The 22193-nt window shown below is 72.3% G+C and carries 16 protein-coding genes and 1 pseudogene; 16 read left to right on the top strand and 1 reads right to left on the bottom strand.

Features of this window, described 5'->3' with window-relative positions; all coding sequences use genetic code 11:
* Positions 1-95 precede the first annotated feature (95 nt).
* Positions 96-1124: pseudogene (sepH, locus tag FED44_RS38610) on the top strand (septation protein SepH); the annotation flags it as partial.
* A 2088-nt stretch (positions 1125-3212) separates the two neighbouring features.
* On the top strand, positions 3213-4817 hold the full coding sequence (locus FED44_RS05295) for an alpha/beta fold hydrolase (RefSeq protein WP_138459963.1): 1605 nt from the start codon (positions 3213-3215) through the stop codon (positions 4815-4817).
* 40 nt (positions 4818-4857) lie between these two features.
* Here FED44_RS05295 and FED44_RS05290 read toward each other — a convergent pair whose 3' ends face one another.
* Positions 4858-5481, bottom strand: a complete 624-nt coding sequence (locus FED44_RS05290) for a TetR/AcrR family transcriptional regulator (RefSeq protein WP_111701628.1) — start codon at positions 5479-5481, stop codon at positions 4858-4860.
* Positions 5482-5549: 68 nt separating this feature from the next.
* On the opposite strand from FED44_RS05290, the gene FED44_RS05285 reads away from it, so the two are divergent.
* The 14 genes from FED44_RS05285 (at position 5550) to FED44_RS05220 (ending at position 22058) form a co-directional block, all read left to right on the top strand.
* Positions 5550-6782 carry an FAD-dependent oxidoreductase gene (locus FED44_RS05285; protein WP_138459962.1) on the top strand — a complete coding sequence of 411 codons (1233 nt, stop codon included), beginning with the start codon at positions 5550-5552 and terminating at the stop codon, positions 6780-6782.
* Between the two features lie 148 nt (positions 6783-6930).
* Positions 6931-7476 carry a YbhB/YbcL family Raf kinase inhibitor-like protein gene (locus tag FED44_RS05280; RefSeq protein ID WP_244301732.1) on the top strand — a complete coding sequence of 182 codons (546 nt, stop codon included), beginning with the start codon at positions 6931-6933 and terminating at the stop codon, positions 7474-7476.
* Between the two features lie 183 nt (positions 7477-7659).
* The gene (locus FED44_RS05275) at positions 7660-9564 is read left to right on the top strand and encodes a hypothetical protein (protein ID WP_138459961.1); all 1905 of its coding nucleotides are present in this window, start codon (positions 7660-7662) and stop codon (positions 9562-9564) included.
* 53 nt (positions 9565-9617) lie between these two features.
* Positions 9618-11918, top strand: coding sequence for a SulP family inorganic anion transporter (locus FED44_RS05270; protein ID WP_138459960.1), 2301 nt, complete (start codon positions 9618-9620; stop codon positions 11916-11918).
* Between the two features lie 154 nt (positions 11919-12072).
* Positions 12073-13083 carry an NAD-dependent epimerase/dehydratase family protein gene (locus FED44_RS05265; protein WP_138459959.1) on the top strand — a complete coding sequence of 337 codons (1011 nt, stop codon included), beginning with the start codon at positions 12073-12075 and terminating at the stop codon, positions 13081-13083.
* A gap of 264 nt (positions 13084-13347) precedes the next feature.
* Complete coding sequence (locus FED44_RS05260) at positions 13348-13905, top strand: type II toxin-antitoxin system PemK/MazF family toxin (RefSeq protein ID WP_138459958.1); 558 nt, start codon at positions 13348-13350, stop codon at positions 13903-13905.
* A 179-nt stretch (positions 13906-14084) separates the two neighbouring features.
* Positions 14085-14369, top strand: a complete 285-nt coding sequence (locus FED44_RS05255; protein ID WP_111701634.1) for a YiaA/YiaB family inner membrane protein — start codon at positions 14085-14087, stop codon at positions 14367-14369.
* 422 nt (positions 14370-14791) lie between these two features.
* Positions 14792-15793 carry a multicopper oxidase domain-containing protein gene (locus tag FED44_RS05250; RefSeq protein ID WP_138459957.1) on the top strand — a complete coding sequence of 334 codons (1002 nt, stop codon included), beginning with the start codon at positions 14792-14794 and terminating at the stop codon, positions 15791-15793.
* A gap of 202 nt (positions 15794-15995) precedes the next feature.
* On the top strand, positions 15996-16745 hold the full coding sequence (locus FED44_RS05245; RefSeq protein WP_138459956.1) for a hypothetical protein: 750 nt from the start codon (positions 15996-15998) through the stop codon (positions 16743-16745).
* A 231-nt stretch (positions 16746-16976) separates the two neighbouring features.
* On the top strand, positions 16977-17291 hold the full coding sequence (locus tag FED44_RS05240) for a hypothetical protein (protein WP_138459955.1): 315 nt from the start codon (positions 16977-16979) through the stop codon (positions 17289-17291).
* A gap of 28 nt (positions 17292-17319) precedes the next feature.
* Positions 17320-18171: a S8 family serine peptidase gene (locus FED44_RS05235; protein WP_167521399.1), complete on the top strand. Its 852-nt coding sequence runs from the start codon at positions 17320-17322 to the stop codon at positions 18169-18171.
* Between the two features lie 559 nt (positions 18172-18730).
* On the top strand, positions 18731-18922 hold the full coding sequence (locus tag FED44_RS05230; protein ID WP_208758842.1) for a DUF6229 family protein: 192 nt from the start codon (positions 18731-18733) through the stop codon (positions 18920-18922).
* 54 nt (positions 18923-18976) lie between these two features.
* On the top strand, positions 18977-19162 hold the full coding sequence (locus tag FED44_RS05225) for a DUF6229 family protein (RefSeq protein ID WP_111701617.1): 186 nt from the start codon (positions 18977-18979) through the stop codon (positions 19160-19162).
* Positions 19163-19181: 19 nt separating this feature from the next.
* Positions 19182-22058: a type 2 lanthipeptide synthetase LanM family protein gene (locus tag FED44_RS05220; RefSeq protein WP_138459952.1), complete on the top strand. Its 2877-nt coding sequence runs from the start codon at positions 19182-19184 to the stop codon at positions 22056-22058.
* Positions 22059-22193 lie beyond the last annotated feature (135 nt).

The following is a 22193-nucleotide window of genomic DNA, read 5'->3' as shown; positions in this document are numbered from 1 at the left end:
TCGGACATGCCGGGTACGGTGCTGGAAGGCAACCGGTTCACGCGAGAGACTCAAGGGTCCGGGGGAAGACAGAGCACGACGACGAAGGGACTCGCATGCAGGAGCTCCGTCTCGTCGCGGTGAGTGAAGACGGAACGTACCTCGTCCTGGCGACGGCCGGGCGGGGCACGCGCTTCACGCTGCCCGTCGACGACCGGCTCCGTGCTGCGGTTCGCGGCAACTTCTCCCGTCTCGGCCAGTACGAGATCGAAGTGGAGAGCCCGTTGCGTCCCAAGGAGATCCAGGCGCGCATCCGTGCCGGCGAGACGGCGGAGGAGATCGCGGCCACCGCCGGGATCCCGGTGGAAAGAGTCCGCTGGTTCGAGGGGCCCGTTCTCCAGGAGCGCGAGTACATGGCCCAGCAGGCCCAGCGGGTCCCGGTCCGGATGCCCGGCGAGACCACCCCCGGGCCGACGCTCGGCGAGCTGGTGGCCGAGCGGCTCACCCGGCGCGGCGTGCCCGCCGACGAGATCGACTGGGACTCGGCCAAGCGCGACGACAACCTCTGGCGGGTGCGGCTCGGCTTCGTCTGGAACGGCCACACCCGGCACGCGGAGTGGCTCTTCGACCCCCGCCGCCGCCACATCACGCCCAATGACGACGAGGCCATGCGCCTGTCGGCCGCCGAGTACGTCGAGCCGGACCAGGCGGACGACGCCACCGTGCGGCCGTTCGTGCCCCGCCTCGCCTCCAAGCTCGCGCCTGTGCCACCACTGCCCAACGAGGTCCGTGGCCGCGACGAGTCCGCGTTCCGTCCCGAGCCGGTGCGTCCTGAGCCCGTGCGGTACGAGCCGTCGCGTCCCGAGCCCGCGCGTGCCGAGCCGGTGCGTTATGAGCCGCCGCGGGCCGAGCCCGCGGCCTTCGCCGAGCCCGCCGCCTTCGTCGAGCCGCTGCCGCGGCTGGGCGCTCCGCTGCGCCCTGAGCCCGGTCGGCAGCAGGACCCCGCCGCACGGCGTGACCCGGGAGGGACGGATCCGTCCGAGGAGGAGCTGGCCGCCTACCGGCCGGAGCTCACCCCGGTGCCCTTCCGGCTGCCGCAGTCGCTGATCTCCGCGCCCGAACCGGTCGCCCCGCCCGCCCTTCCCCCGGCCCGCGACCCGTACGACGCCGCCCCGCCCGCTCCCCCGGCAAGCCGAGACCCGTACGACACGCCGCAACCCGCTCCCCCGGTGAGCCGGGACGCACACGACGCGGCCCCCCCGGTGTCCCCGGCCGCGCCTGTCCCGGACGCCGCGGCGTACGCGCCGCCCCCGCCCCGGACGGAACCCGAGCCTGCTTCGGCCCCGGACGTCGCGGCGTACGCGCTGCCTCCGGCCCGGACGGAACCCGAACCTTCTTCGGCACCGGACGCCGCCGCGACCGCCGTGCCTGCCGCACGGACCGAACCCGCAGCGCAGGCCACGCCTGCGCCGGCCGCAACGCCCGCCCTGCCTCCGGCCGAAGCCGCAGCACCCGCTTCGGTCCCGGACGCCGCCGCGACCGCCGTGCCTGCCGCACGGACCGAACCCGCAGCGCAGGCCACGCCTGCCGCCTCCGCGCCCCCTGCGGCGCAGAGCGCCGCAGGGACGGACACCGCGCCGCCCGCCACGCCCGCGGTCGCGGAGGCGGAGCGTGGCGCGGACGCGCCGCCACAGCTCACGGCCGCCGAGGATGGCGCTGCCGGCGACCGGACGGATTCGGGTGCGGAAGCGTCGCCTGCCGTGCAGGCCGTCACGCCCGCCCCGGTGCCGGACACTCACGCCGATGCCGCCACCGGCTCTCGGACCGCCGCCGATGACGCCCCGGCTGCCGCTACGACACCCGCTCCGAAGGCGGATGCCGATGCTCGCGGATCGGACGCCGGTGCCCAGCCGGTGGGAGAAGCCGCGGCACGCGACGTCGAAGCACCCGCCCCTTCGCTTGTCAGCGTGTCGTCTGCCGACGCTTCAGCGGCAGCCGCCCCGGCGACCACCGCGAGCGCGGACAGCGACGCTCCGTCCGTCCAGGACCCTGCCACCGACGCGCCGAAGCAGGCGGAGGCGGTCGCCAAGGCGTCCGAAGCGCCGAGCACCGACATGAGCACGGGCTCCGCGGCCCCCGACGCCAGGAGCGCGGACGCGCCCGCTGACAGCACTCCCAGCGCGCCGAGCGTCGCAGCACCCGCAGCGTCGGCTGAGAACACCACCACCGGCGGCCCAGGGAACACCGACGCGGCGAACGCCGGCGTGACGGACACCGATACCGCCAAGGGCGGCAGGACGGCGAGCACCGACGACAGCGCCTCTGCCACGGCGGAGAGACCGGTGGTAGCCGACACCGCGACTGCCGACGTCGCGGCATCGGCTCCAGAGACGGACACCGCAGCGAGCACTTCAGCGGGCGCCGGGACGGAAGCCACGGCCGACAGCGCGGCGGACGGTGCGGCGGGCACCGCCGTCCCGCCGACCGTAGCTGCTGCAACGGAGCCTGCCGCACCCGCCGCCGCGGATGACGCGGCCCGGGAGACGCGGCCCGCCGTGCCCGCGCCTGCGCCGCCCGCTGAGGCGGCCGCCCCGGCCCCTCAGCCGCGACCACGGCAAGCGGGAGACCGTGCGAGAGATGAGGCCAAGGGCGGCACGAAGGAAGGGCTGAAGGACAGCCCGAAGGACACCGCCAAGGAAGGTCCGAAGGAGTCGAAGCCGGAGACTCCCGCTCCTCCGGTTCCGAAGCCCGCTCCCCCGCGTCCTCGCAAGTCGCGTGGCCGACGGGCCTCAGTCCCGACCTGGGACGAGATCATGTTCGGGGCGCGCAAGCAGGACTGACGAGCGCGGCGGCGCTCTGGCCTTGCTCGTCCGCAGCTACCGGTGAAGCGCTCCGCTGCTTCGGTGCAGGCTCGTTCCCTTGGGAGGATCGAGTCATGGCAGCCACATCCCCTAGCGCACCAAGCTGCGTAAGCGCGCGGCGCGGTTGGTCGAGGCCCGCGCGACGGCCTCGTCCGGCTGATGTGTCGGAGCCGACCGTCCGGTCCGGATTTCGCACGCGGAGTGCGCGCCCGCGAGAAAGTTTCACGCGCGGACCTGGGTGAGGTGCCCGGGAACTGCGTGCCCTCCCGTACGGTCGTCGCCCCAGTTGCGGCGGGTGGCGCGGAGTGCGGCACGTCGTCCATGATCCACGCCATCCACATGATCAGGAGGCCGTGCGGGATGGCGTACCAAATGGGTGGGTCTCGGCGTGTGCTCGTCGCGGTGTTCGCCGCCGTGTTCGGGGCGGTGCTGGCCGCACCACCGGCAGCAGCCGCGCGGGCAGCGGACAGCGCGGTGGCGGCCTCGCAGGGGGCGGCCTCGCAGGGGGCGGACAGCGCGGCGGCCGAGCGGAGCACGGACGGCACAGAGAGCACGGAGGCCGCCGCAGGGGGCGCGGACAGCGTGGCGGGCCGGTTCGGGCGGCAGGAGCTGCACTGGGGCGACTGCGCGGGGGTCGCCGACCCGGCCCTGCGGTGCACGGAGGTCGCCGTGCCGCTGGACTACCACCGCCCCAACGGCCGGAAGATCACGATCGTCGTCTCGCGGCTGCCCGCGACTGACCCCACCCGCCGCCGCGGAGTGCTGCTCACCACCGGTGGCGGCCCCGGTGGGCCGGGCGTCCCGCTGCCGTCGAGCCTGGCCCCCCTGCTGTCCTCCGAGGTGCGGGCGCGCTACGACCTGATCGGCTTCGACATGCGGTTCGTCGAGCGCAGCACGCCCATCGGCTGCGGCCAGGACGTGGAGGAGCCCGGCGGCTACTGGGTCCGCACCGCCACCTCCGGGAGCTTCCCCGCCGACACGGCCGAGGCCCGCGCGTACGCCCGTGCGTGTGTGCGCGCCGCCGGGTGGGCACTGCCCCACGCCACCACGGCGAACGCCGCGAGGGACATGGACGTCATCCGTGCCGCGCTCGGCGAGGAGAAGATCTCCTACCTCGGCGGCTCGTACGCCGGAATGCTCGGGGCCGTCTACAGCACGTTGTTCCCGCGCCGGGTCGACAGGTTCGTGCTGGACAGCCCGCCGAACCCGGACACGGTCTGGCGGGCGTACGAACTGGCCCGCACCCCGGCCTTCGAGGCCGGTACGGCCGCCTTCGCCGCCTGGACGGCCCAGCGGAACGCCGACTACGGGCTCGGCGACACCGCACAGAAGGTCACCGACGCCGTCACGGGGCTCATCCGCCGTGCCCGGACGGCCCCGATCGTCGTGGCGGGCCACGCCTGGACGTCCGATGAGCTGGGGACGCTGCTGGTGGTGGGCATCTACGACGAGCGGTCCTTCGGCCTGGTCGCGGCGGCCTTCGCCGCCCTCGCCGCGGGGCGGGAGCCGTTCGTGCCGTTCCCCCTGCGCCCGCTGCCCCCGGCCGGAGTGCCCGGCGTGCCCGCCGACAACCACACCGCGACCAACATGGCCTACCGGTGCGGGGACGGGCCGTGGCCCCGCGATCCCCGCGACTACCTGCGGGACATCGCCTCCTACAGTGAGCGGTACCCGCTGTTCGGGCCGGCCAACGCCAACATCACCCCGTGCGCGTTCTGGCCGCGGATCGAGGACGAGCCGGTGCGGCTGTCGGCCAACCGGTCGCCCGGGGTCCTGGTGACCGCCGCGCTGCGGGACGTGGCCGTGCCGATCGCCAACAGCCGCGCCGTAGCCGCGCGCATCCGGGGGTCGCGCATGGTCACCATCGACGCCCACACCCACGCGCCCTACCCGGCGTACGGCAACGCGTGCCTGAACGGCGCGGTCGACGCCTTCCTCACCACCGGGACGCTGCCGGCCGCCGACGTCGCCTGCTGAGCCCTGCTGATGCGCGTTCCCTGACGTCCGGCGCCGGGCGTCAGGGACCGGCCAGGCCGTGCAGCAGCAGGCCGGTGAGCGCGTCGACGATCTCGTCGTCCGTGGCGGTGGGCCCGTGCTCGCCCGCGGTGAGGACGGCGTAGCCGAACATCGACAGCATCGCCGCCATCATCGCGGCGAGCAGGGCGGGATCGCCCGGCAATGGATGCCCGCGATCCCGCAGATACTCCAGGTGGTCCCGCAGCACCTCCGACTCGGCGGTCAGACTCGCCCAGGCGGCTCCGGAGGCCGGGTGCTCGGCGATCAGCGCCTGCATCCGCGCCGCCACGACCGGCAGGTTGGCCCGCAGCACGCTCCAGGCGACGGCCATGTGCCCGCGTAGCTGCGCCCGGTCGGTGAGGTCGTGGTCGCGGGGATGCCCGGCCGCCCCGATCTCCTCGTCGGCCTGGCCCTCCAGGTCGGCCATCAGGGCTTGGAGCAGCTCCTCCTTGCTCTTGAAGTGCTCGTAGAACGACCCCGTCGCCCGACCCGCCTCCGCCGCGATGTCCGCGATCTTGGTGTTGAGATAGCCGCGTTCCATGAACAGGCGGCGCGCGGCGTCTTTCAGCGCGGCCCGGGTCTCGGCCGCCTTCGCCTTACGCACCCCGCCTTGACGTTCGTTCATGGGCCACATCATACTGAATTCAGATTCGCCGAATGAACATTCAGTGAACTTAGATTCAGGAGGATGGGATGCAGGTCATCGTGGCAGGCGGTGGAGTGGCCGGTGCGACCACCGCGCTCGCGCTGGGGCGCATCGGAGCCGAGGTCACCGTGTACGAGGCGTACGCCGACCCGGCCGGACCGGTCGGCTCGTTCCTCAGCCTGGCGGCCAACGGGCTCAAGGGCCTGCGCGCGCTCGGCTGCCTCGAAGCCGTCCAGCAGGCGGGCTTCGACGTGGCGCGTCAGCGCCTGTGGGCCGACACCGGCAAACTCCTGGGCGACGCACCACGCGGCCGCCCCAAGGGTGAGCCTCTGCACAGCGTCACACTCGAACGCGGCCGCCTCGTCGAGACGCTCCGCGCCTGCGCCGCCGACCAGGGAGCCCGCTTCGTCACCGGCGAACGGCTGACCGGCGCCGTCCGCGACGGCGACGGGATCCGGGCCCGGTTCGCGAGCGGCCACACCGCCCGCGCGGACCTCCTCGTCGGCGCCGACGGCATCTGGTCGGCGACCCGGCGCGTGCTCGACCCCGCCGCGCCCGAGCCGGCGTACGCCGGGTTCTACTCCGTCTCCGGCGTCTCACGCGGCGTCGACGTCGAACCCGGCGTCTTCAACATGGTCTTCGGCCGCAAGGGCGCGTTCATCTACCTGGCCGCCCCCGGCGGCGAGGTGTGGTGGTCGGCCCAGGCCGCCTCCGCGACGCCTCCCGGCCCGGACGAGGCCGGCCTGGACGACCTCCGGAACCTCTACCGCCACGAGGAGACGCCGTCCGCACTGCTGCGCGCCGCGACGAGCGTACGGCGCCCGACGCTCATGCACGCCCTGGCGACGGTGCCGGTCTGGCACGACGACCGGATCGCCCTGGTGGGCGACGCCTGGCACCCCGTCGGCGCCGGTCAGGGCGCGTCGATGGCGATCGAGGACGCCGTCGTGCTGGCCCGCTGCCTGGCGGCCACCGGCGACGCGCCCACGGCCCTGTCCGCCAGCCCGTCCACCGGCCCGGCAACCGCTCCGTCCACCACTCTGGCAACCGCTTTGGCCGCGTACGGGCAGGCGCGGCGGGACCGCGTCGCCAGGATGCTCAAGGCCGGTGACGACAACCGGGACGCCAAGGCCCTGGGCCCGGTCGCCCGCCGGCTCCGCAACCTGATCATGCCGGTCGTCTTCCCGTTCGCCTACGAACGCGCCACCGCCTGGCTCTACGACCACGACCCCGGAGCGGGCCTGCCGCCGGTCGGCCGGGTGCCCGCCGTACGCGGGTAGCCCACGCCGCCCTCCGTACTGACTTTTCGGTCATATTGCTCGTAGAGCGAACAAGTAGAGGTCAACCGGCCAACGCGGGCACAGACCGCCGTACGGATCACCGCGATGCGGTCGGGGCACCTGTCCAATCCGCGTAGCATCATCGGGCATGGGGTCGCCGAGAAAATCAGCGGTCGCGGGAGCCGCCGTCACGGTGACGGCGCTCATGCTGGCCACGCAGGGCTGCGCAATCATCGGCGGCGGATCGCCGAGGAACCTCGACGTCATCAGCGTGTCCAGCCCGCAGTTCCGCGACGGCGCCCCCCTGCCGCAGGACTACTCCTGCAAGGGGGGGCAGGGGAACCCGCCTCTTCGTTGGTCGGGCACGTCGGGCGCGAAGTCCGTGGCCCTCGTGGTCGACGACAGCAGCCCGCGCGGCGGGCCGGAGGTGCACTGGGTGGTGTTCGACATCGATCCCGACACGACCGAGCTCGGCATGGACGACGTCCCCCGGGGCGCCCGGCTGGGCAGGACGACGAGCGGGAAGGTGGGCTATACGCCCCCATGCCGGACCGATGGCAGCTACCGTTTCACTGTCTACGCGTTGGACGCGAAGCTCGGTCTGAAACAGGGTGCCGGCCTCGCGCCGACGCTGGAGAGCATCGCGAGCCACACCATCGCACGTGGACGCCTCACGGCGGACACGATCGAGTGACATGCTGGGCACCGGAGGTAGTCGTGCTACACCAATCTTCACCTAGGGTGTGACAACGGTCATTGTGGTCGAGCAGAATCGGTTCCAATTGCTGAGCGCAGGTGGCCAGAGGGGGCAGGTCGCGTCGATGGCCGCGCGACCTCACCGGCGCCGCAGAAAGGCCATGGCCTTGAAGGTGGTGCTATGACTGCGGTCATTGTCGGTCTTGTCGCCGTCGTGCTTCTCGTGCTGCTGGTCGTGGCGCTGGGCATGCGGTCGATGAACCGCAGAGAGAGCGCTCTCTCCTCAGAGCGCATCAAGGCGATGGCCGAGAACAAGGGTCCCAAGCCGCGCCGGCCGGCCGAGGAGACCTTCTTCGAGAGCTTCCCCAAGGGGTTCGACGCCTTCGAGGAGCCCGAGCCCGAAGCGCCCAAGCCGCGGCCGGCGAGCACCCGCCCCGGCAGCCGGCAGGCGCGGCCCGCGCAGCGTGGCGGCAAGCAGCCCGCCGCCGCCCGTGGCAAGCGCGGCGTGGACGAGTGGGGCGAGCCGGACGACTACGACGACGACTACTGGTCGCGCGTACGCGCCGACGAGGGCGGCTTCGGCGGCACGATCGCCGCGAGGATGGCCACCCCCCGGCCCGTCCAGGACACCTCAGGCCCGGCGAGCGCGTCTCCGGGCGCGTCCCAGGGACAGACGGCCGACGCCGACGCGGTGACCGTGCAGGCTCCCCTGCCCCCGCGCCCCGCGGCCGGCCGCGCCGACGCCCCCGTCCCCGCCTCGGCGATGGCCGAGCAGAAGACCATGACGTTCGCCGCGCCGACGCCCGACCTGCTCGACGCCGCCGGCTCCCCCGCCACCGGCCCGTTCGACGCCCCCGCGACTCCCGCCGCCCCCGCCAGCGGGCCCTTCGCGGCCCCTGCGGCCGGAACGCCGGCCGGTACGCAGAGCGGCAGGCCGGGCAGGTCCGGCAGGTCGTCGCGAGCGGCCCGCCGCGCCGCGGCCGTCGCCTCCGCCGACGCGGGTCAGGCGAGCGGTTCCTACGACATCCCCCGAGGCACCGGCCCGTTCACCACGCCGTCGGGCACCGGCTCGTACCCGGCGACGCCCGGCGCCGACGCCCTGGACGGCGTCCAGGCGAACACCGGCCCGATGGCCGCCTCCGGGGACACCGGCTTCTTCAACCGCGCCGCGGCCACCGGCCCGTTCCCGGCCACCGGCGGCACGGGCTCCTACGACGGTCACGCCGCCGGCTCCTACGACGCCGCGTCGGCCTCTCCCATCCCGGAGACCGGGACCTTCGTCATGGGCAACTACGACCCGGCCCGCGGCAGCGGCGCGTTCGAGGCGGCCGCGTCCCCCGTTCAACCCATTGCCCAGCCCGCCGACGCCCTGGCCGAGCCTGCGCCGCAGAGCGACTTCGACCCGTGGACGGCCCGCCAGCCGGCCCGCGCCGACGCCTACGACCCCTCCCAGGCCTCGACGGGCCCGTTCCCGGCCGCGCGCCCCTCGTACTCCCCCACCCCGGAGCCGCCCGCCGGCGCTCCTGGAAACCCCGCTCTCGGCAACCTGGGCGGCGCCACCGACCCCGGCTGGCCCGTGACCGGCAGTTACCCGCCGGCCCCCGCCGCCTCGGCTCCCGCGCCGGGCTCCAACTGGGCGGGCGCACGGGACGTGCTGGACGACCCCGAGCCGTCGCACGGCTCGTCCTCCTGGCCGAACGCCGAGACCTACCAGACCCCGGCCTACGACGGCTACCAGGCGGACCACTCCTCGTCGTCCGTACCGCCGCCGGTCACGCCGTCGTACGAGGTGAACCCGGGCTGGGCGTCGATCGACGCCTCCGACAGCGTGACGGGCACCACGCCCGGGTCCGCCTCGCCGTACGAGTCGGCGGGCTACGACGCGCCGTCGGGACAGAGCCAGTACGGCTACGACCAGCAACAGCAGGGGTACGGCGGCACGCAGCCGTCGTGGCCCGAGCAGAACATGGGCGGAAGCTGGCCCTCCTACGACGAGCTGTACGGCGACGCCTCCACGTCGACCGGCGGCCGTCGCCGGGGCAGCCACCGCGATCCCGACACCGACTATCCCGACTACTATCGGTGACTTTCCCGTTCCCTGCCTGGTGACGGTCTCCGTGGCTGACGTATCGTCGGCCCATGACCATCAGTGACGGCACGATTTCACATCGTGACTGGAAGTCCGTGCTCCGCCATGACGTGCCCGCCTCGCTGGTCGTCTTCCTGGTGGCCGTGCCGCTGTCGCTCGGCATCGCCGTCGCGTCCGGCGCCCCCGTCGCGGCGGGCCTCGTCGCGGCGGTGGTCGGCGGGGTGGTCGCGGGAGCGCTCGGCGGGTCCGTCGTCCAGGTGAGCGGCCCGGCCGCCGGGCTCTCCCTGGTCGTCGCGGAGCTGGTCCACACGTACGGCTGGCGCGCGACGTGCGCGATCACGGCCATGGCCGGGCTCCTCCAGGTCGGGCTCGGCGCGCTGCGGGTGGCGCGGGCGGCGCTGGGGGTCTCCCCCGCCGTCGTCCACGGCATGCTGGCCGGGGTCGGCGCGGTGATCGCGCTCTCCCAGCTGCACATCGTCCTCGGCGGCAGCCCGCAGCGCTCCGCGCTGGAGAACGTGCTCGAACTGCCCGCCCAGATCGTCCACAACCACACGCACGCCGTGCTGATCGGCGTCCTGACGATCACGGTCCTGCTCGTGTGGGGCCGGATCCCGCGCCTGCGGGCCGTGCCCGCCCCGCTGGCCGCGCTGATGATCGCGACGCTGACGGCGGGGGTGTCGGGCTGGGACCTGACGAAGGTGGACCTCAGGGGCGGGTTCTCCTCCGTCCAGGGGCCGCTGGCGCCCCAGGGCGACTGGCACGCGATCGCCGGGGCCGTCCTGCTCGTCGCCCTCCTCGCGGGGGTGGAGTCGCTGCTGACCTGTGTGGCGTCCAACCGCCTGCACGACGGCCCCCGCGCCGACCTCGACCGCGAGCTCACCGCGCAGGGCGTGGCGAACGTGGTGTCCGGTGTGCTCGGCGGCCTGCCGGTGGCGGGGGTCGTCGTCCGTACGACCACCAACGCGCGGGCGGGCGCCCGCAGCCGCTGGTCCACGGTCCTGCACGGTGTCTGGGTGCTGCTGTTCACCGCGGCCTTCGCCTGGATGCTCGCGCTGATCCCCCTGGAGGCGCTCGCGGCGCTGCTGCTGTTCATCGGCGTGCAGATGGTCAACCTCGGGCACGTACGGAACCTGCGCAACCACCGCGAGGTGCCGGTGTACGCCGTGACGATGGCCGGGGTCGTGCTGATCGGGCTCGCCGAGGGCGTGGCGATCGGCCTCGGGCTGGCCGCCCTGCTCGCCCTCCGCCGCCTCGCATGGGTCTCGGTCGACGTCCGCCAGGACGGCGAGCGGCACTGGCGGGTCGTCGTCACCGGATCGCTGACGTTCCTGGGCGTGCCCCGGCTGACCGAGGCGCTGCGCGCCATCCCCGCCGGGTCGGCGGTGGAGCTCGACCTGCACCTCGACTTCATGGACAACGCCGCCTTCGAGGCGCTGCACACCTGGCGGCTGGAGCACGAACGCGCCGGCGGCGAGGTCGACGTGGACGAGCCGCACGGCGAGTGGTACGCCGCCGCGATCAGCGGCGCCCGGCTCTTCCCCGCCAGGATCCCGCCCCGGCACGACCGCTGGTGGCTGCCCTGGGCCTACCGGCGCCGCGCCCACTCCGCCGGCGCCCACTCCGCGGGTCCGGGCCCGTACGGGTCCTTCGAGGTGATCGGCGCGGATGGCGACAGCGCCGCGGGCCACGACGACGCCGTGATCTGCGAGCCGCAGGGCGTGCCCGACCTCCTGGAGGGGACGCGGGAGTTCCACCGCAGGACCGCGCCGATGGTCCGTCCCCTGCTCACCCGGATGGCCCGCGGGCAGTCGCCGTCGCACCTGTTCATCACCTGCGCCGACTCGCGGATCGTGCCCAACATCATCACCGCGAGCGGCCCCGGTGACCTGTTCACGGTGCGGAACATCGGCAACCTCGTGCCGCGGGCGGGCGCGGTCCCGCCGGACGACTCGGTGGCGGCGGCGGTCGAGTACGCCGTGAACGTGCTGGAGGTCCGCATGATCACCGTCTGCGGGCACTCCGGGTGCGGCGCGATGGCCGCCCTCCTCGGCGAGGTCCCCGACCTGCCGGCGTTGCGCGCCTGGCTGCGGCACGGACGGCAGAGCCTGGCCCGGTTCGTGGCCGCCGGGCCCGGCCAGGACGCCGACGACGCCGGGCCGCTCGACCGGCTGTGCCGGGTCAACGTCATCCAGCAGCTCGACAACCTGCGGACCCACCCTTTTGTGGACACGCTCGTACGGGCGGGCAGGCTGGAGCTCACGGGCCTCTACTTCGACATCGGCGCGGCCCGGGTGCACGTGCTGGAGCAGGAACGCTTCACCCCGGTCCCGGAGCTGCGCACCACCGGCTGAGCCGCACCGGCCCACAGCGCACCGGCCCTCAGCGCAGTGGCCGGGAACGGAGCGGCCGGGAACGCACCGGTGCCCGCTTCCGCTGTGAGCGGACGATGTCCGCCGATCGTGAAACCGGGCGGACTCCGCGCGCCGCAGCGCCAAGGATGACCGTATGAAAATTCTGGTCATCGGTGGTTCGGTCTTCCTGGGCCGGGCCATCGTGGAGGAGGCGCTGCGGCGCGGTCACGAGGTCACGACGTTCAACCGGGGCAGGAGCGGGACTGACCTGCCCGGAGTGGAGGCGGTGCGCGGCGACCGCGAGGTGACCGGCGACCTGCGGCGGCTCACCGACGGCAGACGGTGGGACGCGGTCGTCGACGTCTGCGGATTCGTCCCCCGGGTCGTCCTGGAGTCGGTGCGGGCGCTGTCCGGGCACGCCTCGCACTACACGTTCATCTCCAGCATCTCCGCCTACCCGGACTGGCCCGACAAGACGGGCGTCGACGAGACCTTTCCCACCCACGAGTGCCCGGCGGACGCGGACGCCGAGTTCGGCGACTACGGCGTGCTCAAGGCCGGCTGCGAACGCGCGGTGGAGGAGCACTTCGACGGCGCCGCCCTGGTCGTCCAGCCCGGCCTGATCCTCGGTCCGCACGAGAACGTCGGCCGGCTGCCCTGGTGGCTCGACCGCATCTCCAAGGGCGGCCGGGTGCTCGCGCCCGGCAACCCGGCGCAGCCGATCCAGCTCATCGACGCCCGCGACATCGCGGCGTTCACCCTCGACCAGGCCGCCGGTGGCACGACGGGCCGCTACATGACGGGCGGTGTGCCGGGCAGGGCCACGTTCGGAAGCTGGCTCGGCGACTGCGTGGAGGCCACCGGCTCGGGCGCGGAGCTCGTCTGGGCCGACGACGACTTCCTGACCGCTCAGGGCGTGGAGCCGTGGACCGAGCTTCCGCTGTGGTATCCGGGGGCGGACGGCCTGGGTGTATGGAACCACTCCTCCGCCAAGGCCCTCGCCGCCGGTCTCACCTGCCGCCCGCTCCGCGAGACGGTACGCGACACATGGGAGTGGCTGAAGGACATCCCGGAGGAGCGGCGCAGCTTCCGCGGCGTCCGGGTGGGCAGCGGCATCGACCCCGACAAGGAGCGCCGCGTGCTCGCTGCCTGGGACGCCCGCTGACGCGTTCCCAGCAGGAGCCGGGTCCGGCCCCCGGTAGCCGTGGGCCGGAGCACGATGGACGACCCCGGCGGCACCGGGCGCAAGAGCCCAGGGCCGCCGGGAAGCCGCCGGCCGGAGCACGATGGATCACGGCGGCACCGGGCGCAGGGACGCAGGGCTGCCCGTGAGGCGCACAGGCCGGGGCACGATGGACGACCCCGGCGGCACCGGGCGCAGGGGCGCAGGGCTGCCGCCGCGAGGCGCACGGGCCGTAGGCTGTCGGGCATGCTCTGGGTGGCTCTTCTGATCGTGGCCGTACTGATCGTGCTCGCCGCGCTGGCCGGGACCGGACGTGCCCGTCAGGCGTCCCGCGGGCCCGCCCGCGGGACGTCCCGCCGCCGGCCCGCGCCACGCTCCCCTGGCGCAACGACGCGCCCGTCACGGGGCGCCCGGCCCTCCTCCCCGCCCTCCTCCCGTACGACCCGAGGCGAAACCCGGACGGGCGCCGCCGGCGAGCGCACCGGCCCGCAGCCGGGCGAGATCTGGTGGGCCGACGTGCCGTACGAGGACGGGCCCGGGCACAAGGTGCGTCCCTGCGTAGTGCTCAGGACGTACCACGGCGGCGCGGAGGTCCTGAAGATCACCAGCCAGGACCGGAGCGACCGCTCCGACCACGTCGAGATCCCCACCCGCACGTGGGACCCGAGCGCGGACCACAACAGCTTCCTCGACCTCACCGGACCGGTCCGGGTCCCCTCCGCCTCGTTCGACGACAGAGCGGGCACCCTCGACCCCCGCGTCTGGCGTCAGGTCTGCCGGCTCCACGAGATCTCCCCGAACTGAGCCGGGTCGCCCAGCCCACTCCACTGAGCCTGTGCCATTGGGGCCGCCGCCTGCGCCGAGCCGTTCCCGCGTGGCCGCTCCGGGCCGTGCCGCGGCGGCCCGGCCGAGAGATCGTACTCACCGGTAACTGAGTATCGGCGCTCATGTCCAGGCGGCGCCGGGCGCGCAGCATGGGCGCCATGACGAAACCAGTGAAGAGCACGACGACGACGGCCTTCTACCTGCAGGCCGTCATCTCGTTCGCGATCTCCCTCGCCGGACTGGCCGCCGGGATCCTCTACCTGCCCGTCACGACCTGGGTGCGCTCGTTCCTCGCTCTCGGGCTGATGTACGTGGTGACCTCGACCTTCACGCTGGCCAAGTGTGTGCGGGACCGGCAGGAGGAGGCGACCGTCGTCAGCCGGGTGGACCAGGCCAGGCTCGACAAGCTGCTGGCCGAGCACGACCCCTTCCGCACCGACTGAGCCGCCCCCGGCGCACCCTGCACACCTGCACGCCCGGCACGCCGCCCGGCATGCCCTGCGCGGTCACCCGCCACGCACTCCCGTCCGGCTCGCGAATCGCCGTCGAACCGGCGGCGTGGACGACAGAATGCGACGGCGCGACGACGGAACGGAGCCCTCTCACATCACTTCAGTCCGGTATGTGACGAAGTCCTATCGCTTTAAGTCTAACTTATTGACTTTCCTCGGCCACTATCGCCTAATTCCATCAAAAGTGTCGCCCGGTGTGGTGGAAAGCATCGGGCACCCGTCTCGTCCCGCCTGGTTCCAGGGCCGGACCGCGCCCGTGGTCCGGCCCCGGCGTCACGCCGCGAGGCCCGGCCCCGCCGCCGGCCCGTGGCCACGCGCCTCGCGGACGGAACGGCACAACGGATTGGGGAACCATGACCGAGGTAGGCAGGGGAACGACGCGGAGCACGTTCTCGCGGCGCGCCTTCACCACGGCGGCGACGGCCGCCGCGATAGCACCGCTGGTCGTGTCGGCTCAGGCCGACGCGGCGCCCGTCGGCAGGAACGCGACAGCGCCTGTTCGCCTGGGCAACCCGCGCCGCATCACCCTCTACGTCGAAAACCTGCCGAACGGCGACATGGGCTACGGCCTCGAGCCGGGCAAGGCCACGATCCCCGGACCGCTCATCGAGATGGTCGAGGGCGAGACCCTCGAAGTCGAGCTGGTGAACAACGCGGACGTCACCGCCAGCCTCCACGTGCACGGGGTGGACTACGAGACGAGCAGCGACGGCACGCGGATGAACGACAGCGTGGTCGAGCCGGGGGCCCGGCGCGTCTACGTCTGGCGCACCCACGCACCGGGCCGCCGCCCCGGCGGGACCATCGAGCCCGGCAGCGCGGGCTACTGGCACTACCACGACCACGTGGTCGGCACCGACCACGGCACGGGAGGCATCAAGAAGGGCCTCTACGGCCCGCTGGTGGTCCGCCGTAAGGGCGACGTGCTGCCGGACAAGACGTTCACCGTCGTCTTCAACGACGTGCGGATCAACAACCTCCCGGCCGGGCCGCACTTCCTCGCCAAGATCGGCGAGCGGGTCGAGTTCATCGTGATCACGCACGGGAGCGCGTTCCACACGTTCCACATCCACGGGCACCGGTGGGCCGACAACCGCACCGGCCTGCTGGAGAGCCCCCAGGACCCGAGCCGGATCATCGACACGAAGACCACCGGCCCGGCCGAGTCGTTCGGCTTCCAGGTGGTCGCGGGAGAGCGTGTCGGTCCCGGCATGTGGATGTACCACTGCCACGTGCAGAGCCACTCCGACATGGGCATGGCCGGGGTCTTCATGGTGTCCGATGAGAAGGGGAACGTGCCGGGCGGCCATGACATGGGCGGCGGTTCCGGCGGCGGCATGGACATGTCTCACTGAGGCGTACCGGCCCCCGCCCGACCACACGCCCGACCACACGCCCGACCGCACACCCGGCCTGAAGCGAGCACGTACGTCGCGACGGCAGGCGGTACGGACGCGACGCGACGGCGCCCCCGAGCCCTCCCCCGTCGGAGGGACGGGGGCGCCTCGTCGATGGAGACACCGCTTCAGATGTGGGGCGGATCAGTACGGTATGCCCGTGACTGGTGACCTCCTCCGGGCCGGGCTTGCGGCGACCGCCTCCGCCCCCACCCAGCCGGCCCTGGACTACTACGTGATCGCGCCCGAGGCGGGGGCCGGCGCCGTACGGGCGGAGGGTCTCGTCGTCGAGGAGTTCGTCTTCACCGGCGACCATCGGACCATCGGCCTGAACACCGCCGGATGGAGCGGGGACGACCGCGCCTGGTGGAGTTCGGCGGCCTTCGGGCGGGCCATGCGCGAGGACCCGGAACTGCGCGTCCGGGTGGTCGCCGTCGGCCGTACGGACGCCGAGGCCGCCTATCGCCGCCTCGGAGGAGGGGAACTCCCCGGCGAGGCGACACTGCGGGACCGCTTCCGCGACACCCTCGCCCTTCCGGACTCCGCTCCCCTGCGCCTCGGCCCGGAGGAGGGCTCCGGCGGGTTCCACGACTCCCGGACATACCGCGTCCTGTTCGCGGGCGACCTCCGCCTTTCCGGCCTCGCCCGCCTCGCGCCGGAGGTCGTCACGCTCGCCGGGGACGCCGATGACCCGCGTACCCGGATCGCCGGCACGGGCGGGCTGCGGACGGCGCGGGACGAGTTCACCTGGGAACTGCGCCGGATCGGGCCCGGCGTCGCCTGCTGCGTCGATCTCACGGCACGCCTGGGCACCACGTCCGACGACGCCCTCCGGCCGCTGCTCCGGAACCTGACCACGGCGATACGTCACGCGGGCCCGATCCCCGTGACCATCGAACGATTCTCGTAATTCTCACAAGCGGAAATATCGCCTAAGGCTGTCTTTATCACCCATTCTCGGAGTCCCGGCAGAAGGACCATCGGAAACCTTATTCGAGGAAACCGTGGATACTTCAGAAGAAGATGTGATATAGATCCTTTCGCGTTGGTTCTGTATTGATCTGGGCTCTGGAGCGGCAGCATGGGCAAAGGGCGTGCGGGCAAGAAAACCAACAGAACCAGAATTTCGATCACGTACACGGTGCTTATCATCACGGGACTTCTGCTCGCCGTGGCGGGGGCCGTGGTGGCGATACTGGGCCTGGGCGGCGTCGTCGAGTTCAAGGGCGAGGTCGCCGGGGCGAAGGCGGAGACCACGAGCGTCGGACTCGCGGTGCTGGTGGTGGGCGCACTGCTGGCGGGGATCGTGGCCGTCAAACTGCCGGCGCAGGTGAACGTGCTGGGAGACGGTGGCCGGAGAGGCTTCACCGAGTGGTTCTCCGAGTTCGGGGTCAGACTCTGCGCCCTTCTGGTGGCGGCCGGCGTGGTCCTTCTGATCGTTTCCCTTCTCGTCTAGGCCGGCGATGTCGTGGGTCACGGCTCATATGGATGAGCGAATTGTCGAGATCGCCGGAGACGAGGGCAGCTCACCCGGCAGATATATGCAGTACGTTTTCGACGCCGGCACCGGCACGTACCTCCGTCCGGCGGACAGCGAGCAGATGCTCGCCTTCCGCGAGCGGGGCGTGAAGGCGGCGTACCTGCAGGCACAGGCCGGAGCCGAATTCGACGCGGACGCGTTGGAGCGCGCGTGGCCGGAAATCTGGCGCGAACTGACGAGGAAGCGCCCGGAACCGACGCCTGAGTATTACGCCGTCCTCGATACGGGCCTGCTCTCCCGTCACCCTCTCCTGCGAGGGCTGATCGTGGACGGGACCAACCTGACCACGGAACCCGACGGCGAGGACGCGAACGGCCACGGAACGATGGTGGCGCTCATCCTCGCGGCCGGCCTGACCCGCCGGCCGCGCCTTCTCAACGTGAAGGTCGCCGACGGCAACGGCCGCGCGACCCCCCGCGACCTCGTCAAAGGGATCGAATGGGTCCGCGACTTCGCGCGGAGGACGTCGTCGCCGGTGTGCGTCAACATCAGCCTCGGCTGCTACTCACGGCGCTGGGGGCTGTTCGCCTGCGACGGCACCTGCGATGTCTGCGAGGCGGCCGTGGCGGCGGCCGGAGACGTACGGGTGATGACGGTCGCCGCCGGCAACGAGCCGAACAGGACGACGTGCCCGGCCATGGCCGGATTACGAGGGCGTGCCGACAACATCTTCGCCGTGGCCCAGCTGGGATGGGACCGCAGCGGCGTCGGAACGGTCGCCATGCCCGCCGGCATGCAATGGATCCCGTACGAAGAGGACGGCGACCTCACGACCAAGGCCCCGGACCGTGAGTGAACGGCCGCATAGCGCCCACGTGGTGGATCACGTGCTGCGCCTGGAGGGAGGGGCGCTCGGGCCGGGGCGGCGCGCTGCCGGAGGGCTATATTCACAAATCGCGATAATTGTCGCCCGCAATATGTGGAGAATCTCCGGCACATTGGTGGGAAATGTCGCCGGACGCCCCGTGGCCGGGGCTGTTCGCCGCCGTCTGCCGCGCTACGAACAGCGGAAACCTTCTCGCGGCCGCCTCTTCCGCATCAAAGCGGTTCGCTGGGTCGTCCCGCACATGAGCGCCGTCGCCGAGGTGGTGGTCATAGCCCGTTACGGGACGAACCCCCACTGACCTGCGCTTTCGCCCCCTTGGAGGCCGTGGGCGCGTGGCGTGGAGGGTGGCCGGTCTCGCTCGCGCGTTCCGGACATCCCGTCGGCGTCCAGGCAAGCTCCGTCACAGCCAACCGCAGCTTTCGCCATTTCCGCCGAATGACGATGAGTCTATATTTCGCCCGCTATGTATTGATTTTTTCGATCGGCTGACTAACGCTGATCGGGACGCCTGGTCATGGAGGGAGTAAGAATGCCTGTCACCCTGGATCGCTCTGAGGAGATCGTCTCCGCGTGGCGCAGCGGAGCCGACGTCGAGGGCTGGGACAGCCCCGCCGGTCCGCTGTTCATCGGCGAGTACGCCGAGTCGGAGATCACGCTGACGGCCCTGGACACGCGGAGGCCGAGCTCGTGCACGGGCGCCAACACCATTCCCTGCTGCTGATCGGACCTACCCGGTCAATGCGGATCGGAACGCACAGTCACGAAGGGAGTAGCAATGCCTCTCACACTGGATCGCTCTGAGGAGATCGTCTCCGCGTGGCGCAGCGGAGCCGACGTCGAGGGCTGGGACAGCCCCGCCGGTCCGCTGTTCATCGGCGAGTACGCCGAGTCGGAGATCACGCTGACGGCCCTGGACACCCGGCTGGCGAGCTCGTGCACCTGCAGCCGCTTCTGCTGCTGATCAAGGAAGGGGGATCCGAATGGCCGGGGACTTCGACCCGTCGCTGGACTTTTTGACCGCACCGGCGCTGGCCGGGCTGTCCGCCACGCTGGGATCGATCCCCGGCCTCACGGAAGCGGAGGCCCGGCTGATCTGCCAGAGCACCGCCGAAGCGCTGGAGGAGACCGTCCGCCTCAAGGTCAACAGGGTTCTGCTGCTGGAACTCAACGCCGCCAGGATCAGCGGAAGGCTGACCGGCGAGACGCCGCAGCTGCGGTGGCAGGAGTGGAAGGCGACGGCCGCGACGCCCGAGTTCTGGCTGTCCCTGACCGGGCACTACCCCACGATGCTGTCCAGGCTCGGCACGATCATCGACAACAGGTGCGCCGCGGCCGTGGAACTGGCCCGCAGGTTCGCCGCCGATCGCGCGGCGCTCACCACACTGCCCGGCGGTCTCCGAGGCGAGCTGGTCGGAGTCGACTTCGGGGCGGGAGACAGCCATCGCGGAGGGCACAGCGTCGTCGTCCTGCACGGCTCGCAGGGCAAGGTGGTCTACAAGCCCCGGTCCCTCGCCGTGGACGAGGCGCTGGCGCGGCTGATCGACCGCCTGGCACCCCAGCTGCCCGCCGGCAGCCGCATCCGGGTACCCGACGTGCTGATTCGCCAGGGGTACGGCTGGGCGGAGCACATCCAGCACACCTACTGCGCCGACGAGACAGAGCTGCGGTCCTTCTACCGCGGTGTCGGGCACTGGCTGGCGCTGATGCGGCTGATCGGCGGCAGCGACCTGCACATGGAGAACCTCATCGCGGCCGGTCCCGCGCCCGTCGTCGTCGACTGCGAGACGCTGTTCACCCCGCACGTCCCGGCCAAACCGTCCGGATACGGCGACGCCGTCGACCAGGCGACCGACCTGCTCAGCGGATCGGTGCTGCGCACCGGACTCCTTCCCGGACGCGGCGTCTCGCTCGCCTGGCGCGGCGTCGACATGTCCGCCGTCGGAGGCCTGCCTGGCCAGCAGCCGTACACGCAGGTGCCGGTCGTCGTCGACGCGGGCACGGACATGGCGAGATTGGGAATGGAACGGGTCGAGCTGGGAGCGGTGAGCAACCACCCGAGCCCCGATCCGATCCTCGTCCACTACTGGGATCTGGTGCTGTCCGGATTCACCGAGCTGGCCGAGCACCTCGACATGCTGGATCGGCGGGGTGAGCTCGCCGGGCTGCTCACGGACTTCGCCGACCGTCCGATCCGGGTCGTGCTCCGCGCCACCGAGGCGTACGCCGAGCTGGCCCGCATGTTGTGGCACCCGGCCTCACTGCACGACGAGCCGACCGCGATGGGCAAGGCGGCGGGGTTGCTGGCCCAGCATGCCGAGAACCTGCCCGGCGCGCCATCGGACCCCGAGGTGATCGACGCCGAGGTGGCCGAGTTGCTGGTCGGCGACATCCCCTTCTTCGCCACAACCCCTGCTCGCGGCCGTCTGGATGGCCCTGGCGGAACCTCGTACGGAGACGAGCAGGACCTCATCGCGGACGCGCTGCGGCGCTGGCGCGACCGCGACGCGGCCCTGGACCGTGAGGTGATCCGGTCCGCTCTGGTCAGCGCCTACCTCAATGAAGGGTGGATGCCTGCCAACAAGCGTATGACCGTGCCTCTCATCCAGCACCAGGACCTCGAGCGGCGCCGGCGCCGGATCGCGGCCGGGATCGCCCGCAGCATGCTTGACACGGCGGTCCGGGGCGACGACGGCACCGTCACCTGGACCGCGCCGGTGCTCACCTCCGACGGCTGGTTCGTACAGTCGCTGTCTCCCGACGTGTACGGCGGGGCGTACGGGGTCGCCATCACTCTGGCCGCCTACGTGAGTGAGACCGGGCAGGGCAGGGCCGATGAGGTGCCGGGGCTGGACGGGCTGCTCGCCGATCTCCTCCATACGATCAGGCTGGCCGAGGAGCGCGACGCGGAGGCACGCCGCACCGGACCGCGGCGCCGCCCCGCCACCCCAGGCGGCTATGTCGGCATCGGCTCGCAAATCTGGAGCTGGCTGCTGCTGCGCAGGCTGGGCACCGTCGGCTCGGAGGAGGCGGTCGCCCAGGCCGGCGCCCTGGCGGGGCAACTGCCCGAGGCGGTGGCCGCCGACGGGGTGTACGACCTGCTCACCGGCATGGCAGGCGCCATCGTGCCGTTGCTCCGCCTGTCGGAACAGACCGGTGACCAGCAGTGGTCCGTGCAGGCCGACCGCATCGGGGAGCGCCTGCTCTCACTGGCCCACATCGACGACCGGGGAGCACGCTGGCCCAGCACCGCCTTCCCACAAGGGTTAGGCGGGGTCTCACACGGCGCCACCGGGATCGCCTGGGCGCTGGCCCGGCTCGCTGACAGTGCCACGGCCGGCGCTGCGGACTTCCGCGCACTGGCAGACAGGGCCTTTCTGTACGAGGAGTCACTGTACGACCCGGCGGAGAAGGGCTGGCGTGACCTGCGTGAAATGGACGACCATCGCGTGACCTCCAGCGCATGGTGCCACGGAGCCGCCGGCATCGGCCTCGTCGCGGCCGACCGGCTGGCCCGCGAAGGTGCCCCGCGCTGGGCGGACGTGCTGCGCCGGGCCGCCGCGTCGTCCTGGTCGAGGGGCATCGGCTGGAACCACACGCTCTGCCACGGAGACCTCGGCACCTGGGAAATCGTGCGCCACGCGATCGATGTGGGTGTCGGGCCCGAAGAGCTGACGCCGGAGTACCTCGCCGCGTACGTGATCGGCAGCATGGACGAGCACGGCCCGGTGAGTGGCCTTTCACGTGACGCCTTCAGCCCAGGTCTGATGCCGGGAGTGGGCGGCATGCTCTACCAACTACTACGCCTGCACCCCGACACCTCCCTCCCCTCCGTCCTGCTCCCTGACCCGGAGAACTGACCGCCCCGTCTCCTCTCCTGCCCGCCCCGGTCGGTACCGCAGGCGACGGCGACCGCGTCCAGGTAGAGGCGGACGGCGATCTCTCCGCCGTGCATGCTCGGTCGCCGCAGAGCGGAGTTCGCCTGGGCGAGCAGA

The organism is Microbispora triticiradicis (assembly GCF_005864065.1).
Classification (GTDB): Bacteria; Actinomycetota; Actinomycetes; order Streptosporangiales; family Streptosporangiaceae; genus Microbispora; species Microbispora triticiradicis.
This window is presented reverse-complemented; position numbering and strand designations above follow the sequence as displayed.